Source organism: Akkermansia sp. AE01SA01 (assembly GCF_036417395.1).
Classification (GTDB): domain Bacteria; phylum Verrucomicrobiota; class Verrucomicrobiia; order Verrucomicrobiales; family Akkermansiaceae; genus Akkermansia.
Genome location: NZ_CP143890.1, coordinates 166,957 through 193,689 on the forward strand (window position 1 = coordinate 166,957; position 26,733 = coordinate 193,689).

17 protein-coding genes are annotated in these 26,733 nt (G+C 55.9%); 8 read left to right on the top strand and 9 right to left on the bottom strand.

Going from position 1 to position 26,733, the window contains the following annotated elements:
• Positions 1 to 31 precede the first annotated feature (31 nt).
• The 3 genes from ppk1 (at position 32) to V3C19_RS00705 (ending at position 7,621) form a co-directional block, all read left to right on the top strand.
• Positions 32 to 2,122 carry a polyphosphate kinase 1 gene (gene ppk1, locus V3C19_RS00695; RefSeq protein WP_295934515.1) on the top strand — a complete coding sequence of 697 codons (2,091 nt, stop codon included), beginning with the start codon at positions 32 to 34 and terminating at the stop codon, positions 2,120 to 2,122.
• 331 nt (positions 2,123 to 2,453) lie between these two features.
• Positions 2,454 to 3,749 carry a hypothetical protein gene (locus tag V3C19_RS00700; RefSeq protein WP_302691384.1) on the top strand — a complete coding sequence of 432 codons (1,296 nt, stop codon included), beginning with the start codon at positions 2,454 to 2,456 and terminating at the stop codon, positions 3,747 to 3,749.
• A 170-nt stretch (positions 3,750 to 3,919) separates the two neighbouring features.
• Positions 3,920 to 7,621, top strand: coding sequence for a VIT domain-containing protein (locus V3C19_RS00705; RefSeq protein ID WP_295934511.1), 3,702 nt, complete (start codon positions 3,920 to 3,922; stop codon positions 7,619 to 7,621).
• Positions 7,622 to 7,665: 44 nt separating this feature from the next.
• On the opposite strand, the gene V3C19_RS00710 is transcribed toward V3C19_RS00705, so the two are convergent.
• Positions 7,666 to 8,751: a glycosyltransferase family 8 protein gene (locus V3C19_RS00710; RefSeq protein WP_295934509.1), complete on the bottom strand. Its 1,086-nt coding sequence runs from the start codon at positions 8,749 to 8,751 to the stop codon at positions 7,666 to 7,668.
• Positions 8,752 to 8,787: 36 nt separating this feature from the next.
• Positions 8,788 to 9,876 (bottom strand): glycosyltransferase family 8 protein, encoded by a 1,089-nt coding sequence (locus tag V3C19_RS00715; protein WP_302389227.1) that lies wholly within the window; start codon positions 9,874 to 9,876, stop codon positions 8,788 to 8,790.
• A gap of 424 nt (positions 9,877 to 10,300) precedes the next feature.
• Here V3C19_RS00715 and V3C19_RS00720 point away from each other — a divergent pair, with 424 nt between their 5' ends.
• Genes V3C19_RS00720 through V3C19_RS00730 form a run of 3 tightly spaced genes read left to right on the top strand, consistent with a single transcriptional unit; the run spans position 10,301 to position 13,678 of the window.
• On the top strand, positions 10,301 to 11,404 hold the full coding sequence (locus tag V3C19_RS00720; protein ID WP_295934505.1) for a glycosyltransferase: 1,104 nt from the start codon (positions 10,301 to 10,303) through the stop codon (positions 11,402 to 11,404).
• 21 nt (positions 11,405 to 11,425) lie between these two features.
• A complete protein-coding gene (locus tag V3C19_RS00725; RefSeq protein WP_295934503.1) occupies positions 11,426 to 12,538 on the top strand; it encodes a glycosyltransferase in 1,113 nt (370 codons plus the stop codon).
• 33 nt (positions 12,539 to 12,571) lie between these two features.
• Positions 12,572 to 13,678, top strand: a complete 1,107-nt coding sequence (locus V3C19_RS00730; RefSeq protein ID WP_302389224.1) for a glycosyltransferase — start codon at positions 12,572 to 12,574, stop codon at positions 13,676 to 13,678.
• Positions 13,679 to 13,751: 73 nt separating this feature from the next.
• On the opposite strand, the gene V3C19_RS00735 is transcribed toward V3C19_RS00730, so the two are convergent.
• The 7 genes from V3C19_RS00735 to V3C19_RS00765 all read right to left on the bottom strand — a co-directional run bounded on the left by V3C19_RS00735 (position 13,752) and on the right by V3C19_RS00765 (position 20,840).
• Complete coding sequence (locus V3C19_RS00735; RefSeq protein WP_295934501.1) at positions 13,752 to 14,315, bottom strand: DJ-1 family glyoxalase III; 564 nt, start codon at positions 14,313 to 14,315, stop codon at positions 13,752 to 13,754.
• 51 nt (positions 14,316 to 14,366) lie between these two features.
• Entirely contained in the window at positions 14,367 to 15,410 is a 1,044-nt protein-coding gene (locus tag V3C19_RS00740; RefSeq protein ID WP_295934499.1) for a biotin/lipoyl-containing protein, read from the bottom strand.
• A gap of 84 nt (positions 15,411 to 15,494) precedes the next feature.
• The gene (gene nagA / locus V3C19_RS00745; protein ID WP_295934497.1) at positions 15,495 to 16,643 is read right to left on the bottom strand and encodes an N-acetylglucosamine-6-phosphate deacetylase; all 1,149 of its coding nucleotides are present in this window, start codon (positions 16,641 to 16,643) and stop codon (positions 15,495 to 15,497) included.
• Between the two features lie 62 nt (positions 16,644 to 16,705).
• Entirely contained in the window at positions 16,706 to 16,963 is a 258-nt protein-coding gene (locus tag V3C19_RS00750) for a hypothetical protein (RefSeq protein ID WP_130084372.1), read from the bottom strand.
• A 31-nt stretch (positions 16,964 to 16,994) separates the two neighbouring features.
• Positions 16,995 to 17,588, bottom strand: coding sequence for a peptidylprolyl isomerase (locus V3C19_RS00755; RefSeq protein WP_295934495.1), 594 nt, complete (start codon positions 17,586 to 17,588; stop codon positions 16,995 to 16,997).
• Positions 17,589 to 17,748: 160 nt separating this feature from the next.
• A complete protein-coding gene (locus V3C19_RS00760) occupies positions 17,749 to 19,092 on the bottom strand; it encodes an MFS transporter (RefSeq protein WP_295934493.1) in 1,344 nt (447 codons plus the stop codon).
• A gap of 278 nt (positions 19,093 to 19,370) precedes the next feature.
• The gene (locus V3C19_RS00765) at positions 19,371 to 20,840 is read right to left on the bottom strand and encodes a carbon starvation CstA family protein (protein ID WP_295934491.1); all 1,470 of its coding nucleotides are present in this window, start codon (positions 20,838 to 20,840) and stop codon (positions 19,371 to 19,373) included.
• Positions 20,841 to 21,236: 396 nt separating this feature from the next.
• On the opposite strand from V3C19_RS00765, the gene V3C19_RS00770 reads away from it, so the two are divergent.
• Positions 21,237 to 22,001 carry a PEP-CTERM sorting domain-containing protein gene (locus V3C19_RS00770; protein ID WP_295934489.1) on the top strand — a complete coding sequence of 255 codons (765 nt, stop codon included), beginning with the start codon at positions 21,237 to 21,239 and terminating at the stop codon, positions 21,999 to 22,001.
• A 193-nt stretch (positions 22,002 to 22,194) separates the two neighbouring features.
• Entirely contained in the window at positions 22,195 to 26,430 is a 4,236-nt protein-coding gene (locus V3C19_RS00775) for a sulfatase-like hydrolase/transferase (RefSeq protein ID WP_295934487.1), read from the top strand.
• Positions 26,431 to 26,733 lie beyond the last annotated feature (303 nt).

The following is a 26,733-nucleotide window of genomic DNA, read 5'->3' on the forward strand; positions in this document are numbered from 1 at the left end:
CCTGCTGCAGAACCCCTATCCTCTTTTTCCCATGTCTAACGAATATATCAACAGAGAACTTTCCTGGCTGGAATTCAATCAGCGCGTGCTGGACCAGGCTGTAAGGACGGATCTTCCTCTTCTGGAACGGCTCAAGTTCCTGGCCATTACCGCCTCCAACCTGGACGAATTTTTCATGGTGCGCGTGGGCGGCCTCCAAATGCTCAGGCATTCCGGTTCCCGCGTAAAGGACATTTCCGGAATGACTCCGATGCACCAGTTGAAGGCTATCCGTACCCGGGTAGGGCGCATGATTGAAGACCAGTACCGGCTTTTCCATGAGGAAATCCTGCCGTGGATGGAAGTCAACGGCATTAATCCCCTGGCTCTGGAAGACCTCAGCACTTCCCAGAGGCTGACGCTGGAACAATATTTCAACAACCAGATTTTCCCCCTTCTGACTCCGTTGGACATGGATGCGCCGGAAGCGCCGGCCCTTCCGTCCCTCAAGCTCCTGATGGGGGTGGAATTGCGGGACAATGAGACCGGGGACGTACGCGTGAGCGTGGTAGCCCTCCCGGACGGCCTGCCGCGCCGCGTTCCCGTGCCCTCTGCGGAGACGGAGCGCTACGTGATGCTGGAAGACCTGGTGCGGGAATGCATAGGTTCCGTTTTCCCGGGAGAAACCGTTCTTTCCGCCGCCGTGTTCCGCGTCACGCGCAATGGAGATATCGCCGTGCAGGAGGAAGATGCGCTGGACCTGGCGGATGAAATGGAGGAAGTGCTTGTAGCCCGCAAATTCTCCGAATGCGTGCGGCTGGAAATAGAATCTTCCGCTCCCGTTCCCCTTCATGACCGGATCATGCTGATCGTCGGCGCAGGCAAGGCGGAGACCTACGACCTCAAGGGGCCTTTGATGCTTTCCGACTTCATGGAAATGGCCTTTGCCCCCGGCAATGACCAGCTCAAGGTGGAACAATGGTCTCCGCAGCCATCGCCCGCGGTGGATCCCGCCGTCAGCATCTTTGAAAACATCGCCAACGGGGACATTCTGCTCAACCATCCTTATGAAAGTTTTGAGCCGGTTCTGCGTCTGGTGGAGGAAGCGGCGGAAGATCCGGACGTCATCGCCATCAAGCAGGTGCTGTACCGTACCGCCAGGAATTCCCGCATTGTGGCCGCGCTGAAAAAGGCGGCGGAGAGCGGCAAGCAGGTGACGGCCCTGGTGGAATTGAAGGCCAGGTTCGACGAAGCGCGCAATCTGGAAAAGGCGGAGGAGCTCCAGCGTTCCGGGGTGCAGGTGGTTTATGGCGTCAAGGGGCTGAAAACCCATGCAAAAATCTGCCTGGTCGTACGCAGGGAACAGGGCATGCTGCGCCGCTATTGCCATTTCGGCACGGGAAATTACAATGAAGTCACGGCCAAGATTTACACGGATATTTCCTACCTCACCTGCGATGACCAGCTCGGGGCGGACGCCTCCCAGTTTTTCAATTCCGTGACGGGCCGCACCAAGCTCATGCGGTTCCGCAAGCTGTATCCCTCTCCGGCGCTGATGAAGGCCCGTCTCATTGAGCTGATTGAGGGGGAGGCGGAGCGCGCCCGGCAGGGCGAACCCGCACGCATTTCTGCCAAAATGAACAGCCTTCAGGATGTGGAAATTATTGACGCCCTGTACAGGGCCGCCGATGCCGGAGTGGACATTGAACTGAACGTGCGCGGCATCTGCTGTCTGAAAACGGGGCCGCGTCCCAACGGGAAAGTCATTCGCGTCGTCAGCATTGTGGACCGTTATCTGGAACATGCCCGCATTTTCTTTTTCCACCACGGCGGCAACCATCAGCTCTTCATCGCCAGCGCGGACTGGATGACCCGCAATTTGGATAAGAGGGTGGAACTCATGGTTCCGGTGATCAACGGCAGGCTGGCGCGGCGCCTCAAGTCCATTCTGGATGCCTGCTTCAGGGATAACGTGCAGGCATGCAGCATTCTGCCGGACGGCTCTTCCGAGCACGTTGTGCGCAAAAAGGGCCAGAAGGCCTTCCGCCTGCAGCAGTACCTGACCAAGGAGGCGCGTCGGCTTGCCAAGGACAAGGAGCGGGAGCGCCAGCAAATGCTGGAGCCGCACAAGCCGCATGAGTAGCGGATGATTCCACGCGTTTCGCAAGAGTTGGGAGCAGGGAAGCGTGCTTGCCTTGTTTCCGTCTGTTTGCAGGTACACGGGAGCCGGCATGATTTTTCTTTCTTTTTTTATTTTGATAATGAGTATGTTGGATATATCCGGCCTTGATGCCGCCCCGTTGGAGAATGTCCGTTTCCGCCTCCGTAAGACCGTGCCTGCCGGGCGATTTTCTCCTTCCTGATGGCAGGGCGGAAATGGAGAATTTTGTCCGGATTTATCAGTCCGGTAAGCCTGGCATCTTCCGGCATGCATTCAACAGGACAAGGGCAAGGGCATGTCTTCTTATGAAGACATGTGTACCCGTATCTTCTGTTTTCTTTTTGCGGTTTTGGCTCTGGGGCCTGTTACTGCAAAGGCTGAAGGCTCCGCCTGGAAAGCCTCCGGTCCTGCGGGACCGGGTGCTGCCGTGAAGGCTCCCGAGCATCCGGCGGAGGACGGGCTTTATGCCCGGTTGAAGGAGATGCCCTATCTTTACAAGAACAAGGATTCGGAATTTTTAAACCAGTTCAAGCTTCTGCTGACCGGACAGTATCAGGCGGCATGGGTGGCTCCGTCCGGAGCCAATAAATTCCGGAAGGGTTCCGGCGGCCATGAGGATGAGTGGCGGCGCCTTCAGATCGGCTTTGAAGCCGTTTTCCTGAAAAACCGCCTGACTCTGCACAGTCTGACCAACATGGGGGAGACGGACGGCATGTACAAGCTGGAAAACGGCCGGTGGAGCCGCACAAAGACGGACTGGGGCATTTTTGAGCTTTATCTCAAATACAAGGTCAACCCCTCCTTTTTTGTACGCACCGGAAAGATCACTACGAAGATGATGACCGAATTCCGGGAGACGGCCAGCGAGATCAAGACTCTGGAACGTTCGGACCTTGTCAACCAGCTCGGCAGCATTTCCAACTGGGGCATCGTGCTGGAAAACCCGCGGCAGGATGTTCCCGTGGGGTGGGAAGCGGCTGTTTTCCTGAATGACACGAGTACCAGCCTGGCCCATGAAATCCAGTTCAATACGGAGGACAATGCCTTTGCCAAAGCCTCCGTCCATATGGATGCTCGCGGCTTTCTGCCGGGGGAGAAAAGCCGTGTCTGGCTGACTTATGCGCATAATTTCACCCATTACGCGGGACGTGCCCTGCCGGAAGACTCCTACTATTCGGGGCTGGGGGCCAGGGATGTGGTGACGATGGACTGGGTAATGTCCCAGGGGAAGTTTTCCATGGTGACGGAACTGATGTCCGGCTTCCGTGTGGTGGGGGATGCCTACGGAGAGAATGTTTACGGGCTTGTCCTTCTGCCTTCCTATAGGTTTTCCCCCCATCTGGAAGGCGTCTTCCGGTATCAGCTTTCCCACGGAAGGGATGCGGTTAAGATGTTTGTCCGCTACGTTCCCGCCGTGACGACTTATCCCAAATGGGTGAGTACGATGAATTCGTTTTACTTTGGGTTGAATTATTATGTGTTCCCGAAAGACCCGGACATGCTGAAATTCATGGTGGGCGGCGAATACACCGCTACCAGCGGCGCGCGCGGCGGAGCCAAATGTTTCAACGGCTGGACCTGGTTCACCGCCGTCCGTTTTCATTTCTGAACGGGATGGCCTTCCTCCTTCTCCATGAAGTTGGATTATGGACAGCCTGCAGCGGAATCCGGGATGCATTTGTAACAAACAACTTGTCATGTGGAGCTTTATGTGTTAATGGGATTGGAATGTAAGAAGGCTGGTTCTTCTTTCATCTCCTCACCCTGACTACCCTGGACATGAAACTGCTGTATTTTTTCTGCCTGCCTGTTGTTGCCGTTTGCGTGGCTGCCGCCCAGACGGCGGCTTCCCGCCTGCCTTCCCTACCTCCCCCTTTCATGAAGACGGAATGCCGCCAGGGGGAAAGTCCCGTTTCCGTCGTTCAGGCGGAAATCAAATCCCGTGTGATGGAAAACCTGGCGGAAACGGAAGTGACTCTGGTATTCCGCAATCCCAACAGCCGCGTGATGGAAGGCGAACTGGCCTATCCCCTGCCTGCCGGCGCCACGGTGCAGGGATATGCCCTGGACATCAACGGCCGCATGGTGGACGGCGTCCCCGTACCCAAGAAAAAGGCCCGTGTCATCTTTGAAAATGAAGTGCGCAGGCAGATTGATCCCGGATTGGTGGAATGGTCCGGCGGCAACATGTTCAAGACACGCGTTTATCCCATTCCCGCGGGGGGCACGCGCACCATCCGGCTACGTTATTCCTGTGTTCTTCCGGAGAATGCCGAAGGCGTTCCCTCCCTCCAGATTCCGATGAATTTCAAGGAAAAGCTGGACTCCCTCAAGTTGAGGATGGAAGTACTCAACAGCCGGAAGCCGGTCGTCGTTTCCTCCCCGCTGGACAATGTGGAATTCAAGGGCTGGAGCAGCGCGTTTCTGGCGGAAAAGGAATGGAAAGGCTTGTCCCTAACGGAAGATTTGTTCATAGCCCTGCCGCGTGCGGAAGGAAAAAAAGCGGAAGAGGCTTCCGTATTTGTAGAGTCTTCAAACGGCAAGTCTTATGCGGCCGTTTTTCTTCCTCCGTCCCAGGCGGCTGTGAATACGGAAGCCCGGGCATGTCCCGGTTTCATCCATCTGGTTTGGGATGCCTCCGGTTCCATGAAGGATATCGATGTAACGAAAGTCCTTGATTTCTTAAAGAGTTATCTTTCTTACGGCAACGTTGGGAAAGGCGTGGAACTGTGTTTGACCGTAGTGAGGGACAGGGTTTTGCCGTCCAAAACCTTCACGGTGGCTCCTGACAGGCTGGAAGATTTGTCCAGGGAATTGAAGGCCCTGGATTATGACGGGGCTACCGGGGATTTGGGTGTGGCCACGGCCCTCTATGCGGACCGCAAGGGGGCCTGCATGGTTGTGAGTGACGGATTGGTCAATTTCAGCGCTGCTCCCGGGCGGACCACACCTCTTCCGGAGGAGGCGTATGCCGTGGTGGCCGTTCCCCGCAAGGATGTCAACCTGTTCAAGAGCATGGGCTTTCGGATTCTTGACCTGAGTACCCAGACGGTGGAGCAGGCCATGGAAAAGGTCCGTTCCGGAGAGGTACATGCCGGTTTTGACGACAAGGGAGACATGCCCTGGGGTGCTTTTCACCGGTATGAATCTCCCGGGCTTCCGGCGGGCTCCGTTCTGCTGGTGGCGGAACTGGAAGGGAAAGGCGTGTTTACGGGAGGAATAAAAGTTTCCGGCGGTGGTGTTCCGGACAGGAACATCCCGGTAAGCGTAGATACGGATCGGGCCCTTCCAGGCACCATGTTGCGGTCCTTGTATGCCCAGGCCAAATTGAACGAATTGATGCGCCAGCCAGCTTCCGGAGGCAGGGATGAGGCAGTCAGGGAACTGGGAATGGAATACGGCATGGTAACTCCCGGCACATCCCTGCTGGTGCTGGATTCCCTGGACCAGTACCTGGAATACGGAGTCCGGCCTTCTGCCTCTTCTCCGGAATTGCGTGCTGAATATGACAGAATGATGATGGAAGGAGAAAAGAGGGAAGTCTTGAAAGAAGAAAGCGCCCGGCTTGACAGATTGAAAACTTATCTTGCCTCCTGGGAGCGGCTGCAGAAGTGGTACGACAGCGTGAAATATGTTCCGGCGGAAGTTTTGTGGAAGCAGGGAAAAATGGAGGAAGCTATTGGTGCATATGAGAAAATATTGAAGCAGGATGCCGGAAACAGGTATGCCATGAAACGCCTGAAAGAGTTCAGGAATACTCTGGAAGGTGTGAAAAAGGCCGCGAAGGCGAAAGAAGAACGCCAGACCTTGAAAAGAAAACTGGAAAAGGAATATGCCGTAGGGATGCCGGAAAGCGTTCAGGGCATGTTGTCCCTGGCGTCCGGATTCCGCGATGTCGGCGATTATGAAAAAGCGGTGCTTCTGTTCGGCAATGTGCTGAAAAAAGATCCTGATAACGCAGCAGCCCGCCGTGAGCTGGAAAGTATTAGCCGCAGAATGGTTTTCTCCTGCAGGGCCGCCTTTGACAAAGCCAGGGCCGCCATGCAGGAAGCTGTGGATGGCGCGTCTGACGATCCCTTCATGTTTGTTCCTGTTCCTGTTTCTTCTCCTGTGATGCAGTTTTCCGGTAACGATGAGAATTCGGATCCTTTTGGAGCCGATTTCGCGGTTGATAGCGTCAATGGAGTTCCAGAAAGAGTATCCGCCAGCACGGTTGTCGAAGAAGGAGACCTTTTACCGCCCGCCGAGTTGGGATTGGAAGAGGAAAATTCTTTCTCCGGTAGTGCTACGGGAAATACGGATAAAATAACATTGCCGACGATTTCCGGTGCGGCCGGAGGGTTTGGCAGCTTAAGCGAAAATGCAGGGGCTTTGAGAAAGAGCCGTTCCGGCAGTTCCCCCGTGGTCAATGTGAAGGCATGGGATTCCAAGGCTCCGTATCTGGCTGCCCTGGAGGCAGCCGACCGGCCTGTTGCAGTGTATATGAGGCTTAAGGAACAGTATGGAGAAAGTCCCGGATTTTATATGGACTGCGCGGACTGGTTTGCCGGAAAGGGGGAGAAGGCGCTTGCCATTCAAATTCTCTCCAATTTGGCAGAACTGGAGCTGGAAAACCGTTCCCTGCTCCGGGTTTTGGGCTACAAGCTGCGCTACATGGGGGAACTGGAACAGGCAAAATACATTTTTGAGATTGTAAAAAACCTGTTTCCGGAAGAACCGCAGTCTTACCGGGACCTGGCTCTGGTGCTGGACGAACTGGGAGAAGCCCAGGCGGCGTTCGATATGTACAAGGAGGTGCTGGACCGCCCGATGCCGGAACGTTTTACCGGTATAGAGCAAATCGTACTGGTGGAAATGAACCGTCTGCTTTCCCGCAGCAAGGGCCAAGGGCTGGATTTGGATACCAGAAGAATTGACCCCGCCTTCATCAGGCCTGTTGAAGCGGATTTGCGCGTGGTCATTAATTGGGATACGGACGCATCGGACATGGACTTGTGGGTGACGGACGCCACCGGGGAAAAATGCTATTACAGTAATAAATTGACCAAGTCCGGCGGTCATCTTTCCCGTGACGTGACGCAGGGCTACGGTCCGGAAGAATACCTCGTGCGCAAAGCAATTCCCGGTCCCTACAGAATCCAGACGGACTATTACGGAACCCATTCGCAAAAAATGCTGGCGCCCGTTACCCTCTATGCGGAGGTATATACGGACTACGGCCGCCCGGAGGAAATCCGCAAAACGTCCGTGTTCCGTCTGGACGGAAGAAAGCAGGTGGTTCACGTGGGAGATGTGACGTATGGCCGGAATCAGCAGGAGGGCATGACACGCGATTACCAGGTGAAAGCCGGGGAAACGCGCTCTTCCATTGCAGCGGATCAGTTGGGAGATAAGGAACGGAAGAAGGAGATCATCCGGTTGAATCCAGAATTAAAGGAACGGGAGCCAAAGGCAGGAGAAATCATCAAGCTTCCCCAGTGAAGAAAAATGATGGAGCGTGTTCCGTACATCCCATACATGCGCGATCATGCCCTGCCGTTTTCAAAAGCGTGCAGCAGACGTTTCAACAAGCGGATTCTTTTCTGGCGTTTGCGGAAATTCTTTCCGAAGGAGAAGGGAAGGTGCCATTGGTTGTAGCGGAGCTGCTTGCGCGTCCAGCGTGTGAATTCATCCAGCAAATTCTTTACGTAGGGCTGGTGGGAAGGGGTTTCCATGGCCGCTTCCCACCAGACATTCGTGGACATAAGGTATTCTTCCGTCTTTTCAGGCTGAAGCCAGGGTTTTTTGGAGCCGATCATATGAAAGAGCTTCCATGAGCGGTTGGCGTAAATCGTGGAAATGCCGGAGAATTCCGTTCCCTCCGCTGCGGCTTCCAGGCCGTCTTTTTTCAGTTCAAACTGGAAGTGATAATTCCATTCAACGGGGAGAGGGGATATCCGGTCGTGAAACACGATGTTCAGGGCGTCCTGGTCCGGATGCTCCAGTTGTTCGTTGTATTCTTCAATCACCTGAAGGAGGCGCGGTTCCGCATTTTCCGCCCGTATCAGGGCCAGATCCAGAACCAAAACGCCCGAGTTGAAGTAATGGCGGGGATTGCTCAGGCCGAGCGGTTCCAGTTTTCTGAGCTGGAGGCGCGGATAGCCTGCAATCAGGCTGCTCAGTACAGATACGTCCCGAACGGCACCCAGAGGATTTCCGCCGAGGTCGGCATCATAAAGTTCCGCTACATCCGCATAGATGACCGTATCCGCATCCAGATACACTATTCGGTTGTGAGAGGGCAAAAGGCTGGCGGCCAGCAGACGTGCATATGCCAGGGAAGAGAAGCGTTTGACGTCCCGGTGGTCCAGCACAGCCGCCAGTTTGTCCGGCATCGTGCTGAAATGCAGGAGCACATGAGGATATGCGGCAACGGCTTTACGCAATTCCTGTATGTTTTCTCCGGTCAGACCGTCGTGGACGATCCAGATTTCATAGCTCCGGTCCGGATTGGCATGGGCGCACAGGGAGTGAAGGGTGACGGCCAGGCAGACGGTCCATGGCGCAGTAGCGGCAAACATGACAGCAACGGCAGCCTGTCCGTGCGGGGAATGGATTGATGTAGATTGCATAAGGGTAAAAAAAAGGAAATTTTTGAAAATATAGTATTATTGCCAGATGCCGTCAAAGACGGCCAGCAGTCGTTGAAGACCTTTGATCTTTATCCGGCGTTTCCGGAAGACTTTGGGGGGGGAGATGAGCAGCCTCCATTGGTGGCGGTGCATCCGGGAACGGATGGGGCATGTGAATTCCCGGTAGAGGGAATGCAGTTCGGCGCGGAATGCGGGAGTCCGGCGGGCGGCCGGCCACCAGAGGGAGAGGTAGAGGCGGTGGTAAGTCTTTTTCATGTCCGGCGGGAGCCAGGGCTTGTAGTCGCCGACCAGATGGAACAGCTTCCATGAACGGTTGTTGAACAGGACATGCACTTTCTCGAATTCGGTTCCGGTGATGAAGGCCTGCATTCCTTTGTGGTGCAGTTCGAATTGGAAGTGGTAATTCCACTCTACGGGTAGGGGCATCATGCTGCCGTGAAAGGCGATGTTCAAAATGTCCTGATCCCCGTACGGAAAAGAATCCGGGAGGGAGCGGAGTATCCGGAAAAGAGTATTTTCCATGTCTTTTTGCCGTATTTGACAGAGATCCATGACCATTACTCCTGTATTGCAGTACAGCAGGGGGAAAGTTACGTCCGTGCCGTCCAGGCATTCCAGGTGGGGCGCGAGCCTTCCCGTGCAGATGCTCTGCAGGACAGCGCAATCCCGGACGGCGGCTATCGGTTTTCCCTGAAGTTCGGTATCGTAAAGTTCAGCTACGTCTCCGTTCAGCAGGATGTCTGCATCCAGATACAGGAGCCGGTCATACTGGGGAAACAGGCCGGCAGCCAGAAGGCGGACGTAGGACAGGGAGGAAAATCGGCCGCAATCCCTGTTCTGGAGGGATTGGAACAGTTTTTCCGGGAGCGTGGCAAAATGAATTGATATATGGGGATGGCCGGAGATGGCCTTGTGCAGTTCCTTCATTTCTGAAGCTCTCAGGCCGTCATGAACGATCTGGATTTCATAAAGGCGGCGGGGATTGGAATGAAGGCAGAGAGAATAAAGGGTCACCGCCAAAGGAACAAGCCAGGAGGAAGTGACGGCAAACATGACGGGAACGGGATGCCCCTTTTTCTGGCAAGGAGAAGATGAAGTCGGCATGTGCTGGATTTCAACAGGAAACGAAAAATGGGTGGAATGAGGAGAGGTTCCGGTGCCTTTGAAGAATCCTTATGCAGGGAATGGTGGAAGAAGGAAGTTTCAATTTCATGATGAGGATGAATTCCGGTGCGCTGGGGAGGAAGCGTAAAAAACACGTCTGCAACTGCTTTTTCCGTTATTCACAGCATAGGACAACTTCTGCGGTAAAAACGCTCATGATACGGAATTAATTATACGGATTAGAAATCCGGAAGGTTGTTTTCGATTTTTCCCAAGGTTGATTACCAGTTGTTAATAAAACAATTATGTTAAATTCTGGAAAGAAGCTCATAGGAAAATCTTTTTTCAGGAACATGCGTCTGGCAATGCGTATGCCCTTTTCTGTCCGGCTGTTTGGTTTGACTTCGGATTTCTAATCCGTTACATGGAGATTGCATTGCATGCGGTAACTGTATCCATCATTGTTCCTTGTTATAATGTAGCTCCCTATCTGGATGCGTGCATGGACAGCTTGGTGCACCAAACCCTCCAGGATATTGAAATTATTTGCGTGAACGACGGATCCACGGATGATACCCCTGCCTTATTGCGCGCCTGGGAGGAACGGGACAGCCGTGTACGGGTGATTGACCGGGAAAACGGTGGTCTTTCCGTGGCCCGTAATACCGGCATGGAGTTGGCGTCCGGGGAATACATCGGCTTTGTGGACCCGGACGACTACGTGGAACATTCCATGTATGCCCGTCTGCTGGAAGAAGCCCGCAGGCATGACTCGGATGTCGTGGCATGTGGTTATACGTGCTTTTCAGTTCATGGCGGGAAGGTTTTTGAGAAGTGGAATATCTCGCCGGACTTCGGAGTGGAGGAAGATGCACAGTCAAGTGTATTTGGATCACGGTCTGCCTGTGAAAGAATGGATATAGTCGCTTGGAACAAGCTATATAAGAGAGAGTTTCTGGAAAGAAACAGCCTCTGCTTTGAACCTTCCTGCAGGCAGGCGGAGGACGTTCTATTCTGGCTAATGCTGCTGGCGCATGTTTCCAGCCTGGCAGTAATTCCCGACCGTTTATACTGGTACAGGAAGGGGAGGGAGGGCGCTCTTTCCCTGAAATGGGAAGAAGAAGGGGCCCCCGTTCTTCTTTTGATAGATCGTCTGGCATGTGCTACCGTTTACTGGAAAAAATGCGGATGGCTGGAATCCGGACTGGAAAGAGGGTGGGTAGTTTATTTCCTGCGGTGTTACCTGTTGCAGCGCCTGGTGCCCGTACGTAAGCCGTTTCCCCTTTTAAGCAAGGAGGAATGGCGGGCTTTCCACAGAAAATTTCAGGAGTGGTTTGCGCTGGCTGGGGGCAAGGTGGACAGGTTGCAGATATTGGATAAATGGGAGACAGCGTTTTGCCGTCTATTGTCCCAACCCGCAAAAACTCCGTACTGGATACTCCGCATGTGGTGGAAATTTCTTTCCCGCCGCCGTGGGCGCCGTGGCCATTATTATACCCTGAAGATGCTTTTAAGCACCCGCAAATGAAAAGGCCATTTCTGATATCCCATGATTGCTGCCGTATCCATTATTGTTCCCTGTTATAATGTAGCTCCCTATCTGGATGTCTGCCTGGACAGTCTGGTGAACCAGACGTTGCCAGATATTGAAATTATCTGCGTGAACGACGGGTCCACGGATGATACCCCGGCCCTTTTAAGGGAATGGGCGCAGCGGGACAGCCGTATCCGGATCATTGACCGCGAAAACGGCGGACAGGGAGCCGCGCGCAACACCGGGATGGACGCAGCTGAAGGGGAATACATCGGCTTTGTGGATCCGGACGACTACGTGGAACATTCCATGTATGCTCGCCTGCTGGAAGAGGCCCGCAGGCATGAGACGGATATCACGGCGTGCGGCTATGCATGTTTTTCCGACCATGATGGAAAATTGCTGGAAAAATGGTGCCAGTCTCCGGCAGCCGGAGTGGAGGAAAACGTAAAATCCAGTTTATTCCATTTGAACGCCCTCTGGATGCGGACGGATGTCGTCGTCTGGAACAAGTTGTACAGGAAAGACTTTTTAAACAGGCACCATCTCCGGTTTGAAACTTCGTTCCGGGCCGCGGAGGATGATGTTTTTTGCCTGATGCTGCTGCCGCATGCAACCCGCGTAGCTGTGATTCCGGACCGCCTGTACTGGTACCGCAGGCAGCGGGAAGGTTCCATTTCCTCCTCGTGGGACGAGCGGGGAGCCCCTTTCATGATTGCCGTGGAACGGTTGATGCATGCGACGGAGTATTGGAAGAAAGTCGGCTGGCTGGATTCCGGGCTGGCTCAGGGCTGGGTTTCCCAGGCATTGCGGGTTTATTTGCTGGGCCATTTTCTGGCCCAGGATTATCCTCTGCCGCAGTTGAGTGAGGCGGAGTGGGCCTTGCTCCGCGACAGATGCCGGAAGTGGTTTGAGATGGTGGGAAACATGGATGCTTACCGGTCCTTGGGGAAATGGGATTTTGCTTTTTGCCGCTTGCTTGCCTCTCCTCCTGAAGGAGCAGGATGGTTGGCACGCGCGTGGTGGAAGTTCCTTTCCCAGTGCCGTGGACGCCGCGGCCGCTATTACGAAGTATGCCGGAGGCTGTCTCTTCCGGAAGGGCAGCGGAGGAAAAAACTGCGGTCGTAGAAGCTACCGCCGGTAAAGGGCATGAAGATCTGAATGATGAGAGTTGAATCTTCCATAAATGGTACGGTTTCCATTATTTTGCCTTGCTATAATGTAGCTCCGTATCTGGACCAGTGCCTGGAAAGCCTGGTCCATCAAACCTGGAAGTCTGTGGAAATCATCTGTATCAATGACGGTTCCACGGATGAAACGTCGGCTGTGCTTCATTCGTGGGCGGCAAGAGACGGCCGCATCCGGGTGGTTGACCGGGAAAACGGCGGCCAAGCTTCAGCCCGTAATGTTGGCATGGATATGGCTTCTGGCGAATACATCGCGTTTGCCGACCCGGATGATTATATGGAACATTCCATGTATGGCCGTCTGATGGAGGAAATTTGCACGCATGATGCTGATGTTGTGGCTTGCGGATATACCAGTTTTTCCGATGAAAACGGCTCCGTGCTGGAAGAGTTGAGCAGGTCCCCCGGTTTCGGTGTGGAGAAGGAGGCGCGGTCAAGTTTTTTCCATGCGGATTCCGTCTGGATGAAGATGGATGTCGTCACATGCAACAAGTTGTATAAAAAGGAATTCCTGAATCAATGCGGAGTTCGTTTTGAACCTTCTTTCAGAAGGGGTGAGGATGACGTATTCTGGCTGATGGTACTGTCCCATGCCCGGTGCTTCGCTGTGATACCTGACCGGCTGTACTGGTACCGGAGGAAAAGGAAAGGTACCGTTTCCTATGCGTGGGAAGAACAGAGATGTCCCTATTCCTTGGATATGGACCGACTGGAGTACGTAACCGCCTACTGGAAGCAGATCGGCTGGCTGGATACCGCCGTGAGTCGGGGATGGCTGGCCCATGTCATGAAACGCTATTTGTTGTCCCACGTCACCTCCGGAGAGGAAATTTTCCAAAAGCTGGATAAGCAGGAAAGCCGGGCCTTGGTGCAACGCTACCGGGAATGGCTGTGCGGCATGGAAGCAGGGGCGAACCCTGCGGGATTAAACAAGTGGGACCGCGCTTTTTGCCGCCTTTTGCGCACAGAGCCTGTGAAAGCCAATCCGGTTGTTGGAATTTACAACAGGTTCATGTCGGCATGCAGTGGCAGGCGCGGACGGTACTACCGCCTCAAGTCCCTAATGTCCAGTTTATCCTGAGGAATACTCTTCCGCAAGAGAACATGGCCTTTTTGGTTTTCTGCCGTGCGCCCGCTGTTCCTGCTACCGGGAATTACACCCCGGTGTAGCACATTTGCTCCTTGAGCTGGGCCACCTGGAGGTCTTCTCCCAGGTATTCCCCGATGGAGTAGCCGAAGAGCATGGCGGCTCCGGGGCCGTTAGCGGTGAGCACGTTGCCGTCCAGAACCACATTTTCATCCTTGATGATGTGGGCCCCAGCCTCGTTGAGTTCCCGGTAGACGTCCTGGGCCGGGTAGGCCGTGACGTCCTTGTCCTTGACCAGTCCGGCTTTTGCCAGAACGATGGGAGCGGCGCAGATGGCGGCCACCAGTTTGCCCGCTTCATTCATTTTCTTTACCAGATGAATGACTTCCGGCGTATCCCGCAGGATCCAGGAGCCTGCGCCGCCGGGCAGAACCAGGGCATCCAGCTTGTCAGCGTGGAGCTTGTCCAGCATGGTGTCCGTAGTGACGGTTACGTCGTGGGTGCTAACCACCTTGTCTGATTGTACGCCGGCAAGCAGGACTTCCATATTCAGCCGGCGCAGGATGTCCAGCGGGGCAATGAGTTCGATTTCTTCAAATCCGGGTGCGGCAAGAATGGCGACTTTTTTCATGCTTGGTAAGACAGAATGGCAGGATGGAATGTTCAAGGAAACAGGCAGCCTCTACAGGAGCAGCAAGACCGGGTTTTCCAGCAGGGTCTTGAATTCGGCGGCGATTTTGGACGCCTTGCATTCCGGAAGGATGTTGGCGTTCACGTACAGGGTGACGGGCAGGATGAGTTTGGAAACGGGGCGTCCCGCTTCAATGCCCGTTTTTGGTGTCGTGCCTCCGATGCTGATGATGCTGTGGGGCATGTCGCGTATGACGGAGCGCTGGGCTTCCACATTCACGCCGCTGTCGCAGAGCAGGATGTTGGGCGCCACGGTCCCCGGAGCGGGAGCACCGGATTTGGGTGCGGCGAACCGTTCCATGGCAATGTTGTAGATGGTCTTGGCGCCGGCGTTTTCAATGAGAACGTATTTCTCTCCCTTGTCCAGCACCATGAGCAGTTCCGCGGAAGCGTCTCCCGCCAGCCATTCCGGTTCGCTGAGGCATGCCTTTACGGCGGCGCGCACGACGTAGTCGAACAGGCTGTAGCGCCCCCCGATGAGTTTTTCACACTGGACGGCAATGGGCGTGCTGATGGCGGCCAGGTAGGACATGTTGGCGCCCAGGGTATAAAGATAAAAGTTGTCCACGCGCGTAGCATGGCGCGTATCCTTCGGTGCAAGAGGGGTCTGTACCTTCCGGGCTGGGCCTTCGGTCCTACGGACTGCGGCGCGTACGTCCGCCGCCATGATTCTGGCGTGCGGACCGGTGCCGTGCAGGCTGGCGGGGTCCATCCCGGCTTCCGCCGCCAGTTTGGCGGCCAGAGGACTGAATTTTACCGCGGGGGAGGAAAGGGGACAGTCACAGGAGGCCGCACCGAATTCCGATTGCAGCAGGGCAATGGGAGTGCCCACGGCGGCTGTGGCGCCTTCCGGCACCAGGATTTCCGTCAGGGTTCCGTCCTCGCATGCCTGAAGTTCCACGTGGGCCTTTTCCGTTTCGATGTCGGCCAGGTGGTCTCCCACTTCCACAAAGTCTCCTATTTTTTTGATCCATCTCAGGACGATGCCTTCGTGCATGGAATCGGAAAGGCGGGGCATTTCAATGGTAATGGCCATGGAGAGTGAATATTGAATGTTGGAATATGGGAAAGTGCTGTGTGATGGAGCGGCTTTGCCGCTCCATCACACAAGTGTGCGCATTCAGGCGCTGTATTTTTCTACGCCGTCGATGAACACCCTGGAGGTGTTGAAATCATCGTCCAGCAGGACCATGTCCGCCGTGAAGCCGGGCGCGATCTTGCCGAGGCCTTCCAGTCCCAGGGACTGGGCCTGGTTCCAGGAGGTAGCCTTGACCAGCTCGCTGAGGGGCTTGCCGGTGAGGCGGTGTACATTTTTCAGGCCGTGGGCATATTTGAGGGTGCTGCCGGCCAGGGCGCCGGATTCCTGCAAGCGGGCCACGCCGTCCTTCACGATGATGGGCAGGCCGCCGAGATCGCCGGGGCCGTCCGGCATCCAGGAGCAGGCCAGGGAGTCCGTGATCATCATCATCTGGTCCGTTTCCTTGTTCTTGAATACGGTTTTGAGCATGTCCGCGCAGAGGTGGATGGTGTCGCAAATGATTTCGATCTTGATTTCCCTGTCCAGCAGCCCGGAACCCACGAGGCCGATTTCACGGTGGTGCAGGGGGGACATTTGGTTGCAGTAGTGGGTCAGGTGGACCAGGCCGGCGGCTTTCGCCTTGTTGAAATCCTCGTGGGTAGCCGCGCTGTGGCCGGCGGAGCAGCGGATGCCTGCGGCGGATGCTTTCGAAATGAAGTCCACGGCGCCGGGCATTTCCGGCGCCAGGGAGACCAGCAGCACCCTGGCGATGGAATTGAGATTGGCTACTTCATCATAGTCCGGCTGGCGGACAAAGGCGGGGTTTTGCGCACCGCAGCACTTGGGATTGATGAACGGCCCTTCCAGATGAACGCCGGGGGTTTTCGCAAATTCCTGGTTCTTCATGTATTCCGCTACGGAGGCGCACACGTTTTCCAGCACCTTGGGAGACAGGGTGAGGGTGGTCGGCAGCCAGGAGGTGACGCCTTCCTTCATTTTGCATTCCGCGATGGTGCGCAGGCTTTCCAGCTTGGCGTCGCAGGTATCGCAGCCGCCGGCACCGTGGCTGTGGATGTCGATGAATCCGGGAAGGAGCATCTTGCCTTCCGCGTCCACCACCTTGTCCGCCGCGGGAAGTTCGCTCCCGGCGGGATAAACGGCGGTGATGACCGTTCCTTCGATTTCCACGGCTGCCCCGGGCAGGTCGATGCCGGGGGAAATGATGCGTGCGTTTTTAATGAGTGTTTTCATAAAAATAAATAATTGTTTGGTGGAATGGATAAGTATGTTTGATGAATGATGGGGAAGAGATGTTACAGTTCCTTTCTTTTGTCAATGACAAGCCAGGACCATTTGCGGCACCGGGGGCAACGGCCGAAGTTCCTCTTCCTGCCGGATGATTTGTAAAGGATGCCGTATTTCCCGAAGGGTTCTTCCAGACCGCACTTGTTGCAGTGCATTACCCAGCCGGGCGCCCTTTTCTCCCATTTGGCCAGGTTTTCCGGCGTTGCCTCCACTTCCCTGGGTATGGAAATGTAGTCGATCAGCCGGGTGAAGATGTTGGGAGCCATGGGAGGGGCAATACGGGACGGTCGGCATGAATTACTTCTGTGCGTCCAGCGTCTTGTTCCACTCGGCCACCCGGGCGGCTTCCACTTTCAGAACGGCGTCTGCCTCGGCCTTGTCCAGAATGCGGATGTCCTTGATTTTGTCTCCGCGGGCAATGGCGTTGACGACGGCTTGCCCTTTCAGCACTTTCCCGAAGACGGTATGGCGTCCGTCAAGATGGGGCGTAGCCACGTGGGTGATGAAGAACTGGGAGCCGTTGGTCCGGGGACCGCGGTTTGCCATGGAAAGGATACCGGGACCGTCGTGTTTGAGGTCGGGGGAGAATTCGTCTTCAAACTCATAGCCGGGACCGCCCATGCCCGTGCCCTGGGGATCGCCTCCCTGGATCATGAAGTCCGGAATCACGCGGTGGAAGGTTACTCCCTTGTAATAGCCCCTGTTAATGAGGTTCAGGAAGTTGGCGACAGTAACGGGTGCCTTGGAGGGATAGAGGGCCAGTTCAATGTCCCCCTTGGTGGTGGACATGACTACTTTCACGTCCTTGAGTCCGGCGGTGGAGTCGGCGCAGGCCGTAAAGGCCGCCAGGGCGCACAAGGAACACAGCAGAAGGGTAAAATACTTTTTCATGGCTTCTTGTTGTTCCCCCATGTTGCCCTAAGAGAGGCCGGTTTGCAAGTAAATCGCGTGCCCTGGCGGGAGAGTGCCGCACGCCAACGGGAATTGGAAGCGGGGGATCAGAGGCATCAAAGGCATTTTTAATCTCAATATGCTGTTTTTAAATGATTTTTCATACTACTCCCCCGGCTGCACGGGAAAAACGGAAGATCAGCCAGGTCATGCACAGGCTCAGGACGCCCATCACGACGAACTGCCAGGATGGGGGGATGACCAGCATCATGGCGTACTGGAATCCCACGGCCGCAAGACCCAGAACACAGTCCACCAGGTTTCCGGCGGCAATCATGTCGCCGCGCTTGTCGTTGTCCGCCCGGTCTTGAAAGAAAGCGTTCAGCGGTACCAGGAACAGGGCGGCGGAGATGCCGGCCGCCATCAGCAGGGCGTAGAAGACGGATGAGGTCATGGAGACCGTGGAAAGGGCCAGGCAGCTCAATGTCATCAGCGTCCCCCCCGCCACGGACACTTTCATGCGGATGTGGTTCCTGCACATCAGGGAGGCCAGGATCCCCCCCAGTACGGTACCGCCGCTCATCCAGGCCATCAGCACAGCCCCTACGGAGCTGAAATCGTCGCTTCCTCCGGAGATTTCCTTGGCCATCTGAATGGTCATCAGCATCACGGTGCCCCCGAAGAACCAGAAGTACCCTATGCCCATTTCGCTGACGCGCAAGTTCCTGTTTTTCCACATTTTGGAAAGCTGGTGGAAGTGTTCGTAGAACAGGGACCAGGAAAAGGACCTGAATCCTTCCGGAGCGTACCGGGGAAGGTAGAAGCTGGAAATTGCCACAGGAATGGCCAGCAGAAGGAACACCAGGCACGGGAAGGAAGCTGCGTACCAGCCGTCGTTGAGGCCGGAGGGTTTCAGCCAGGCGTCAAACCATTGGAAGAAGCCCTCCCCCAGCAGATGGTGCCAGACGGTGTCCGTGGAGGGTTCCAGCAGGTAGCGGAACCAGACGAAGACGCCTATCTGGCCGATCAGCAGGCTGAGGATGGAGGCCATTTCCACAATGCCGCTGGCAAATCCCATGCGGGAGGTTCCCACAATGTCCTTCACGATTCCCTTTTTTGACGGACTGAAAATGGTGGCCTGCAAGGCAAAGACGCAGAACCACAGGATGGCTCCGTTCAGGTTGTGGGAGCGCAGGCTCCAGTACATTCCCCCCAGCACGCAGATTTGGAGAATGGCCATGGATTGAATGATGCGAGCCTTGCAGAAGCGGTCGGACAGCCACCCGACAAAGGGAGAAAACAGGATGAAGGGAAGAACAATGATGGCCCCCAGCGGATATTCCAGGTCTCCCTGCGTACCGTACAGCCATACGCCCAGGGGAATCAGCAGGAACTGGGCCCCCTTTTCGTTGAAGGAGTTCTGCGCCTGGATCAGCACGAGCCGCCAGAAGGCGCCCCAGGGCACCTTGTCAACCGGTCCGGGGGTGTGGGAGTCATGTTTCATGAAATCATATGCTTGGTTCCTCCGTTTTTCTGGATTCAGTACGGGATTCCGGACCAGGCAGGGCGGCCCGGCAAAGGGCGCCTGTCCGCGGAGCTTAACTTTTCCCCGTGTTGCTGGCAAGCCGGAAGAGCCCAAGGGGCCGCATCCCAGGGGGTCATCAGTATCCGGGGGCTGTAGGTGGAAGGGATGCCGCTCCCGGGGGAGATGCTGTGGAAGGACGCAGAAGGGAGGCTCCGTACCTTCAGCTCATGGGACCTCCCGTTTTGGCTTCCGGTATTTTATGCAATTTCTTCCGATTCCCTCAGCCCGGAGCTGCGGAACAGGCAGAGAACACCGATAACGGCTACCGCCACGACGCTGGCGATAAGCGACGCCTCATAACCGAACCCGCACATTTCCGGGCTGGAAAACAGGTATTGGAAGACGACCAGGCTCAGGAACGCGGCGGGAACGGCGGCTATCCAGCAGCAGCGGGTTTTGCTGCGCAGATAGATGGAGACAGCCCACAGCGTGGATGCCGCCAGGAGCTGGTTTGCCCAGCCGAAGTACTGCCAGATAATGTTGTAATCCATGCTGCTCACGGCGATGGCCACGGCAAACAGGGGGATAGCGATCATCAGGCGGCGGCTCAACTGCTCCTGGTTCAGCTTGAAGCAGTCGGCAATCATCAGGCGCGTTACCCGCAGGGCTCCGTCTCCCGTGCTGATGGGCAGGATCACGACGCCGATCATCACCAGAATGGAACCTGCGTGCCCCATCCAGGATTCCGAAATCATCTGGATGGCCAGGGCAGGGGCTTTCCCGTTGGCGGTAGCTATGCCCAGCGCCTCCGGAGAACCGTAGAAGGTCAGGGCGGCTGCGGCCCAGATGAAGGCGATGACGCCTTCCGTAATCATGGCTCCGCCGAAGACGGGCAGGCCTTCCTTTTCCGTTTTCAGGCAGCGGGCCATCAGGGGGGACTGGGTGGCGTGGAAGCCGCTCACGGCTCCGCAGGCAATCGTGATGAACATGACCGGGAACAGCGGGAAGTCCGCCGGGTGGAGGTTGTGGAAAAAGTCCATGTCCGGCAGCACCTCCATGCGGGGAATGTGCATCCAGTACGGCATGGATTCCGCAAAGGGCATCAGCAGCATCACGCCCAGAATGCCGGCCACCATGATGATCAGCGCTACGGAAAACAGGGGGTACACCCGCCCCATGATGGCCTGGATGGGCAGAATGGTAGCCAGAAAGTAGTAGCCGAAGATGATCCAGACCCATGTGGAGACGCTCCACCCCGTCATCGGGGCCAGAATGGCGGCAGGCCCCACGGCGAATACCACCCCCACCAGCACACTGAACACAATGCAGGCCGCGCGGCTGATCCACTGGGCCTGGCTTCCCAGATAGCGGCCCAGGATTTCCGGAAGGTTCTCCCCCTTGTGCCGCAGGGAGATCATGCCGGAGAAATAGTCGTGCACCATGCCGCCGAAGATGCAGCCGAACACGATCCAGAGCAGGGCGGCGGGGCCGTACAGCACCCCCATCACGGCTCCGAAAATGGGGCCCAGCCCTGCGATGTTCAGCAATTGAATCAGGAAGATGCGCCAGCGCGGCATGACCACGTAATCCACGCCGTCCGTGTACGCCACGGCCGGTGTCCGGCGTTCCGAGTCCGGCTGGAAAATCCGCTCCAGCACGCGGCCGTACGTAAAATAGCCGGCCGCCAGGACCAGCATTCCCAGAATGAAGTAGCAGTAACCGTTCATGTTGAAAAGGAGGACTCCCGGGCAGAAATAACAAGAGGCCGTCCGCGTGTGAAACGTAACTTTTCCATTGCATTCTGGCAAGACGTTATTGATCTGTAGATTCCGGATTTTTTGCCCGGAAAATGAAAAGAAACACAACGTCAATTTCCAGATAATCTGAGCGGATTGCAAATTCGTCCAAGGAGAAGCCTTGTCCGATGAATGATATAATTACTTAATAATAAAGTAACATGAATATTGATAAAATGAAAAACTAGACTTGGGTAATCTGACTATTTTCTCAGGGTTAATCCTTATAAATCGTTTTGTCTGAAAAAAACATGTTGACTTCGAATTTGCAATCCGCTAAGAAGATGAGGCTGACTCTTTGGCACTTTAACTTACACTTGCAGTATCATGAAGAAAACTTTGTTCCTGCTCTCATCTCTTGCCCTGGCTGCGGCATCGGCTCAGGCGGCGGTCTTGTGCACGACGACATTCAACCGGACGGGTAACAGCCTTGGATCGGTAACGATTAATAACGAGTCTGGATACGGGCTGGAAGGCCCCACTTCCATTTCCTCTTTCAGCAAAGGAGGAAATCCGGCTGGAGGCCAAAGCGGAGATCTGCTGGGACAGAGTTCCATTCCGTCCTCCGTGGTAACTCCCAATTCCAATGTGGCAAGCGGCGGTTCCTGGAGCATGTCCTTTACGTTTACCAACACCGCTGCCCAGGACATGCAGATTTCTTCCATTGACCTGACCATGATAGGGGTGACCGGCGGTGGAGCTGCCCAGAACACGGGCAATGGAGTAGCAGGCCAGGACGGATGGATTGGCACGACTACGGGCTTGAGCAACAAGCCTATCAACCTGGCCCTTTCCATAGATAGTGTCGGTTCGCAAACTCTTGTTTTCAATGCTGCCACGGATGGATCCAATTCAGGAAACTGGAACATGACCAAAACGGGAGGATATGATTTTTTCAACGGTTTTATTCTGAAGGCGGGAGAGTCGCTGACCATCACGATTGACGCTTCCCAGCATGAAGCCTATAACAAGGGGTGTTTTGCAGGGTTATCCGGCATTCAGATCAATGGGGAGCTGGTTCCCGAACCGGCCACGGCGTCCCTTGGACTTCTGGGGCTGGCGGCATTGATGGTGCGCCGTCGCAGGGCCTGACCATTTCAGCAAAATTTAATCAAGCCGTCCTGTGGATTTTCCGAAGCAGGCGGCTTTTTTCTTTCAAACGGGACTCTCACATGTTGTTTGCTTAACTGATGCTTGTTGCCATCATCCAATCCGTTTTCTCCGCTAGAATTTCCTGTCCCGGTCCTTTTCATCCGGGGTCTTTTTTCCATTGACTGCCATGTTCATGTTTCGCTTCTTATCCGCTCTGATTTCCTCCCTGCTGATTCTGTCTCCTGTAAAAGGAGAGGATGCAGAATATGTCTGGAGAGGGACGGGAGGAAATGCCTGGGGGACCTTGTCCAATTGGAGCCCGTCAGTTGCTCCGGGAGCCCAATCTTCTGCCTACACGCACTGGATGACCACTAATGGAGCGGATTCCGTGGGAAGAACGGACGTGGGAGGCCTGGGTTCCGACGGAAGGTATCTGAAGGGTGTCCGGGTGGAGGGTGTCAATAACCAGCCCGGAGGGAAAATTCAGTTGTTCATCAAGAATACAAACGAAAAGGTTTACCTTCGTATCCAGGATGGCGGCATTACTGTATCAAATACAAGCACGGGGGGATACAATGCGGATTTCGGGATTGCCCAGCTGCGCGTAGCCTCGGACCAGACCTGGCATGTGGAGGAGGGCCGCAGTTTTTATGTGGGGAGCGATGAAACGGCCCCCGTCGGCGGTCTCTATTCCCTGACTTCTGAAAACGATGCCGCCCGGGTGGTAACGCTGACGGGCGCCGGCGCCGTGCGCATCGGGGAGGGAATGCTGCTGAACAATATTTCCGGCGTGATCGGCTTCGTGATGAGTGCGGGGCAGGGAACGCCCACGCTGGACCTGGCGGACCGGGGAATGAGCAATACGATTACGGTGGAGGACGCCGCGCGACTGGAGGGCATGGCCCTATATCAGGGCTCTCTGATTACCCGGGAAAATTCTTCCGTGACTTTCTCCGGGACTACGGCAAAGGTTTCCAGCTTATGGAACATCGGGAAAAATACGGCCATCATGCTGGAAAGTTCCACACTGGACATGTCTGAAGCGGGAGTGGAGGCTGAAGCGATTCTTTCCGGAACATCCGGAGTTTCAGGTTCACAGGGAACGCTGAAGCAGACGATTCTGGATGATGCCCGGATCACCTACACGAACAGGGAAGGCAAGCCGGGAGAAATTCAGTCCGTAGGGAAAAACGTCACCATTACCCTGAATAATTCCTCCGTTGATTTTAACGGAGAAGTTCCGGAAGTAAATCTGGTCGTTCAAGGGAATTGTTCCCTGGCGGGAAGCGGAAATTTCAACGGCACGATTACATATGCTCCGGGCGGCACTCTCGCTGTGAAAGGGGACATTACCCTTCCCAGTTCTTCCCTGGCCTTGGGCCGTTCCCATGTGACCGCCCTGGACGGCGTGCCGCAGGCCGGGGCCGTGCCGCCGGAAAATTCCTCCCTGCAGGCGCAGGAATACGTCATCCTGTTTGATTCGTCTTTTGAAGACCTGATTGCCGAATGGCCCGGAAGCCATACGCTGACGGTGCAGTTTGCGGAAGGGATGGAAGCGGAAATTACCGTGAAGGACCTTCCGAAGGGAGCCGTTTCCTGGAGCTATGACCGCGCTTCCAGAAGGCTGAACCTGGTGACGAATGTGGCGGAAAAGCCTTCCATGCCTTCCGGTGTATCCGGCTCCAGGCCGAACATCATCTTTGTGCTGGTGGATGACATGGGCTGGGGGGACCTGAGCGTCAACTGGACGCAGCAGGATAAAAACGGGCGCCAGGTGACGCGCAGGAATGAATTCAAGACTCCGACCCTGGATACGATGGCTACGGAAGGCATGCAGCTCCGGCGCCATTACAGCGCCGCTCCGGTGTGCGCTCCGGCGCGCGCCTCACTGCTTCTCGGCGTGCACCAGGGCCACTCACGCGTGGTGCGCAACAACACCTTTGACTACCCCATTGAAAACTCCCACACCCTGGGAACGCTGCTGAAGGGCGCGGGTTACCACACGGCGGCCATCGGGAAATGGGGCGTGGGCGGCGGAGGGCAAAGCGGCAAGGGGCTGACCGGAGCGCCCCATATGCGCGGGTTTGACTACTTTTACGGAATCATCAAGCATCTGGCGGGCCACTTCCACTATTTGACGGCGGGTTCCCAGGAGATTTACGAATATGATGACCAGTCCGCAGCCCCGGCGTGGGCGAACGTCAGCGCCAAGGTCCCCGGCACCGCCTATGATACGGACCTCTTCGGCGCCCGGGCCAAGCAGTGGATTATGGAGCACCATGAAAAGGCCCCTTCACAGCCTTTCTTCCTGTACCTGGCTTTCCCCGCCCCCCACGGCTGCCTGTCTGCTCCTGCCTGCGCCTATCCGGAGGGATTGGGAAAAACCGGCGGCCTGCAATGGGAGAAGAAAGATGGCTATGAAGCCTGCAATACCGCCGCGGACGGCTGGACTGGCGTGCAGGGGGATTTTGGCCCGGATACGTACATTTATCCGGAACACACGGTTTTCGGCAAGACGGAATCCCGGCACGCCACGATGATCCGCCGCGTGGACGATGTTCTGAAGGATATGATCCAGCTGCTCAAGGAGCTGAACCTTGACAGCAATACGATGATCGTGTTCACCTCCGACAACGGCCCCCACAATGAGTCGGGCTCAGGTAATTACAACAACGGGGCCCAAGACCCGCGGTACTTCATGAGTTATGGAATGATGGACGGCATCAAGCGGGACTGCTGGGAGGGCGGCATGCGCGTGCCTGCGGTGGTGCGCTGGCCCGGAGTGGTTCCCAGCGGGATCAGCCTGGGCGCCAGCCAGTTCCATGACTGGATGGCCACCTTCGCGGATGTGGCGGGGGTACCCGTTCCGTCCCGCTGTGACGGCGTTTCCCTGCTGCCCACGCTGGTAGGCGTTCCGGAGCGCCAGAGAACCGGCGTCATTTACACGGAATATGCCTACGGCGGAAATACTCCGGGCTACAGTGACTTCCTCCAGGCCCACAGGAACCGCGGCAGGCAGCAGCAGCAGATTGTGTTTGCGGACGGTTTCAAGGGCCTGCGGATGGGCAATGCCGCTCCCGCTACGGACTTTGAAATCTATGATACGGAAAAGGACCCGCAGGAGGCCAACAACTTGGCTTCCTCCCGTCCGGACCTTCAGGAGAAAATGAAGGCGCAGGCATTGCGCATGCGCCGTCCTTCTCCCACGGCAGCTACGAACTTTGACACTGCTTACGTTGCACCCGTCGCGCCTCCCTCCAACCTCCGGCAGGGGCGGTTGCGCCAGCGCGCGTGGAACCGCGGGTTCGACTGGGTGCCGGATTTCCGCCAGATGGAGGAAGCCCCGGCCGTCACAGGAGCTACGGGCGCTTCCGGCGTGCTGGATGTCAACCCCGCAATTTCCGGCCAGAAGGGCGTGGAACTTACCGGTTATCTCACCGTGCCTGCTACGGGGGAATATAAATTCTACCTGAAAACGGATTCCAACAAAGGTTCCAAGGCTTTTGTCCATTTGCACGACATGCAGCTCCTTGACGCGGATTATGCCTATACGCCGGGAACGGAAGTTGCCTCCAATGCGCGGGAAGGTGTTTCCAGCGATGTACAGCCCAATGCCGTACAGACGGTCAAGCTTACGGCGGGCGTTCATCCGATCCGCATCGGCTATGTGGGCCAGGGTTCGTCGTCTTCCCTTTCCATGCAGTGGGAAAGCGCCGATGCGGGCATTTCCAAGCAGGAGATCCCCGCCAGCGCGTTTGCGTATGAATACGTGAATCCTTTCAATATTGATAAAACGGAGGAGGCCGTGGGCTTTGCCGCTGCGGAGACGACGCTGACCGTGCAGACCCAGCTTCCCTGGACCGCTTCCTGCGACCAGCCCTGGGTCACGGTCATTCCCGCTTCCGGGAACAGTACCGCTACGCTGGCTGTCAGCGTGGACGCCAATAGCCAGGAAACACATCGTACGGCAGTTGTGACCATTACCTGTGACGGCGAACAAAGGACCTTCACGCTGACTCAAAGTGCCGCGCCGCCATTGACCGGATACGATAAGTGGAAGAAGGATAAGTTCCCCGCCGGAACGACGGAAGACGACATGGCTCCGGGAGCCAGCCCTGCAGGCGACGGAATCAGCAATTTGATGAAGTATGCTACCGGCCTGGATCCTTTGAAACCGTGCGGCAGTGTAACAACGCTGACGGTGCGGAAGGAAGAGGGCAGCCAGGAATATCTGGTGCTGGACTGGCCGGTCAATACGGAAGCCGTGGATGTGGTTTTCAGCGTGGAAAGCTCCGCGGACCTGAAGACCTGGAATGAGGAGGAAACGGTAGTTCCGGCAGGCAGCAAGGGAGAATACCGGGACACGGTGGCCATTGATGAAAATGCGCCGCAACGCCGCTTCCTGCGTTTGAAAGTAACGAGAGAGTAGAATCTGGGCCTGTATTGGCATCGAAAATTGAATGCCGATACAGGCGGTACTCCATGCCGGGATTTTTCGTGATCCGGTTACCTTTTATTAATAGCGAATCACCGTTCCGGAGCTCTTCGGAAGATTTCTCCGGAATTCCTTCTCTTTGCCGAGGTCTATTTCCGACCGAAAAGCAAAAAACCGGGCACGGGCCGCAAGCCCGGCTGCACGGATTGCGCCACGCGAGATTCACGAAGGATAAAGCGACCGTGGGAAGCAGTGACCAAATGTGTACTCCCAAAGACGCTTATGGAAAGATACCTC

Coding starts and splice junctions, on each gene's coding strand:
- V3C19_RS00715 (WP_302389227.1), bottom strand. CDS start 9,876: ATGCCGACTTCATCTTCTCCTTGCCAGAAAAAGGGGCATCCCGTTCCC.
- V3C19_RS00730 (WP_302389224.1), top strand. CDS start 12,572: ATGATGAGAGTTGAATCTTCCATAAATGGTACGGTTTCCATTATTTTG.
- V3C19_RS00735 (WP_295934501.1), bottom strand. CDS start 14,315: ATGAAAAAAGTCGCCATTCTTGCCGCACCCGGATTTGAAGAAATCGAA.
- V3C19_RS00705 (WP_295934511.1), top strand. CDS start 3,920: ATGAAACTGCTGTATTTTTTCTGCCTGCCTGTTGTTGCCGTTTGCGTG.
- V3C19_RS00775 (WP_295934487.1), top strand. CDS start 22,195: ATGTTTCGCTTCTTATCCGCTCTGATTTCCTCCCTGCTGATTCTGTCT.
- V3C19_RS00750 (WP_130084372.1), bottom strand. CDS start 16,963: ATGGCTCCCAACATCTTCACCCGGCTGATCGACTACATTTCCATACCC.
- V3C19_RS00765 (WP_295934491.1), bottom strand. CDS start 20,840: ATGAACGGTTACTGCTACTTCATTCTGGGAATGCTGGTCCTGGCGGCC.
- V3C19_RS00740 (WP_295934499.1), bottom strand. CDS start 15,410: ATGGCCATTACCATTGAAATGCCCCGCCTTTCCGATTCCATGCACGAA.
- V3C19_RS00760 (WP_295934493.1), bottom strand. CDS start 19,092: ATGAAACATGACTCCCACACCCCCGGACCGGTTGACAAGGTGCCCTGG.
- ppk1 (WP_295934515.1), top strand. CDS start 32: ATGTCTAACGAATATATCAACAGAGAACTTTCCTGGCTGGAATTCAAT.
- nagA (WP_295934497.1), bottom strand. CDS start 16,643: ATGAAAACACTCATTAAAAACGCACGCATCATTTCCCCCGGCATCGAC.
- V3C19_RS00710 (WP_295934509.1), bottom strand. CDS start 8,751: ATGCAATCTACATCAATCCATTCCCCGCACGGACAGGCTGCCGTTGCT.
- V3C19_RS00770 (WP_295934489.1), top strand. CDS start 21,237: ATGAAGAAAACTTTGTTCCTGCTCTCATCTCTTGCCCTGGCTGCGGCA.
- V3C19_RS00720 (WP_295934505.1), top strand. CDS start 10,301: ATGGAGATTGCATTGCATGCGGTAACTGTATCCATCATTGTTCCTTGT.
- V3C19_RS00700 (WP_302691384.1), top strand. CDS start 2,454: ATGTGTACCCGTATCTTCTGTTTTCTTTTTGCGGTTTTGGCTCTGGGG.
- V3C19_RS00725 (WP_295934503.1), top strand. CDS start 11,426: ATGATTGCTGCCGTATCCATTATTGTTCCCTGTTATAATGTAGCTCCC.
- V3C19_RS00755 (WP_295934495.1), bottom strand. CDS start 17,588: ATGAAAAAGTATTTTACCCTTCTGCTGTGTTCCTTGTGCGCCCTGGCG.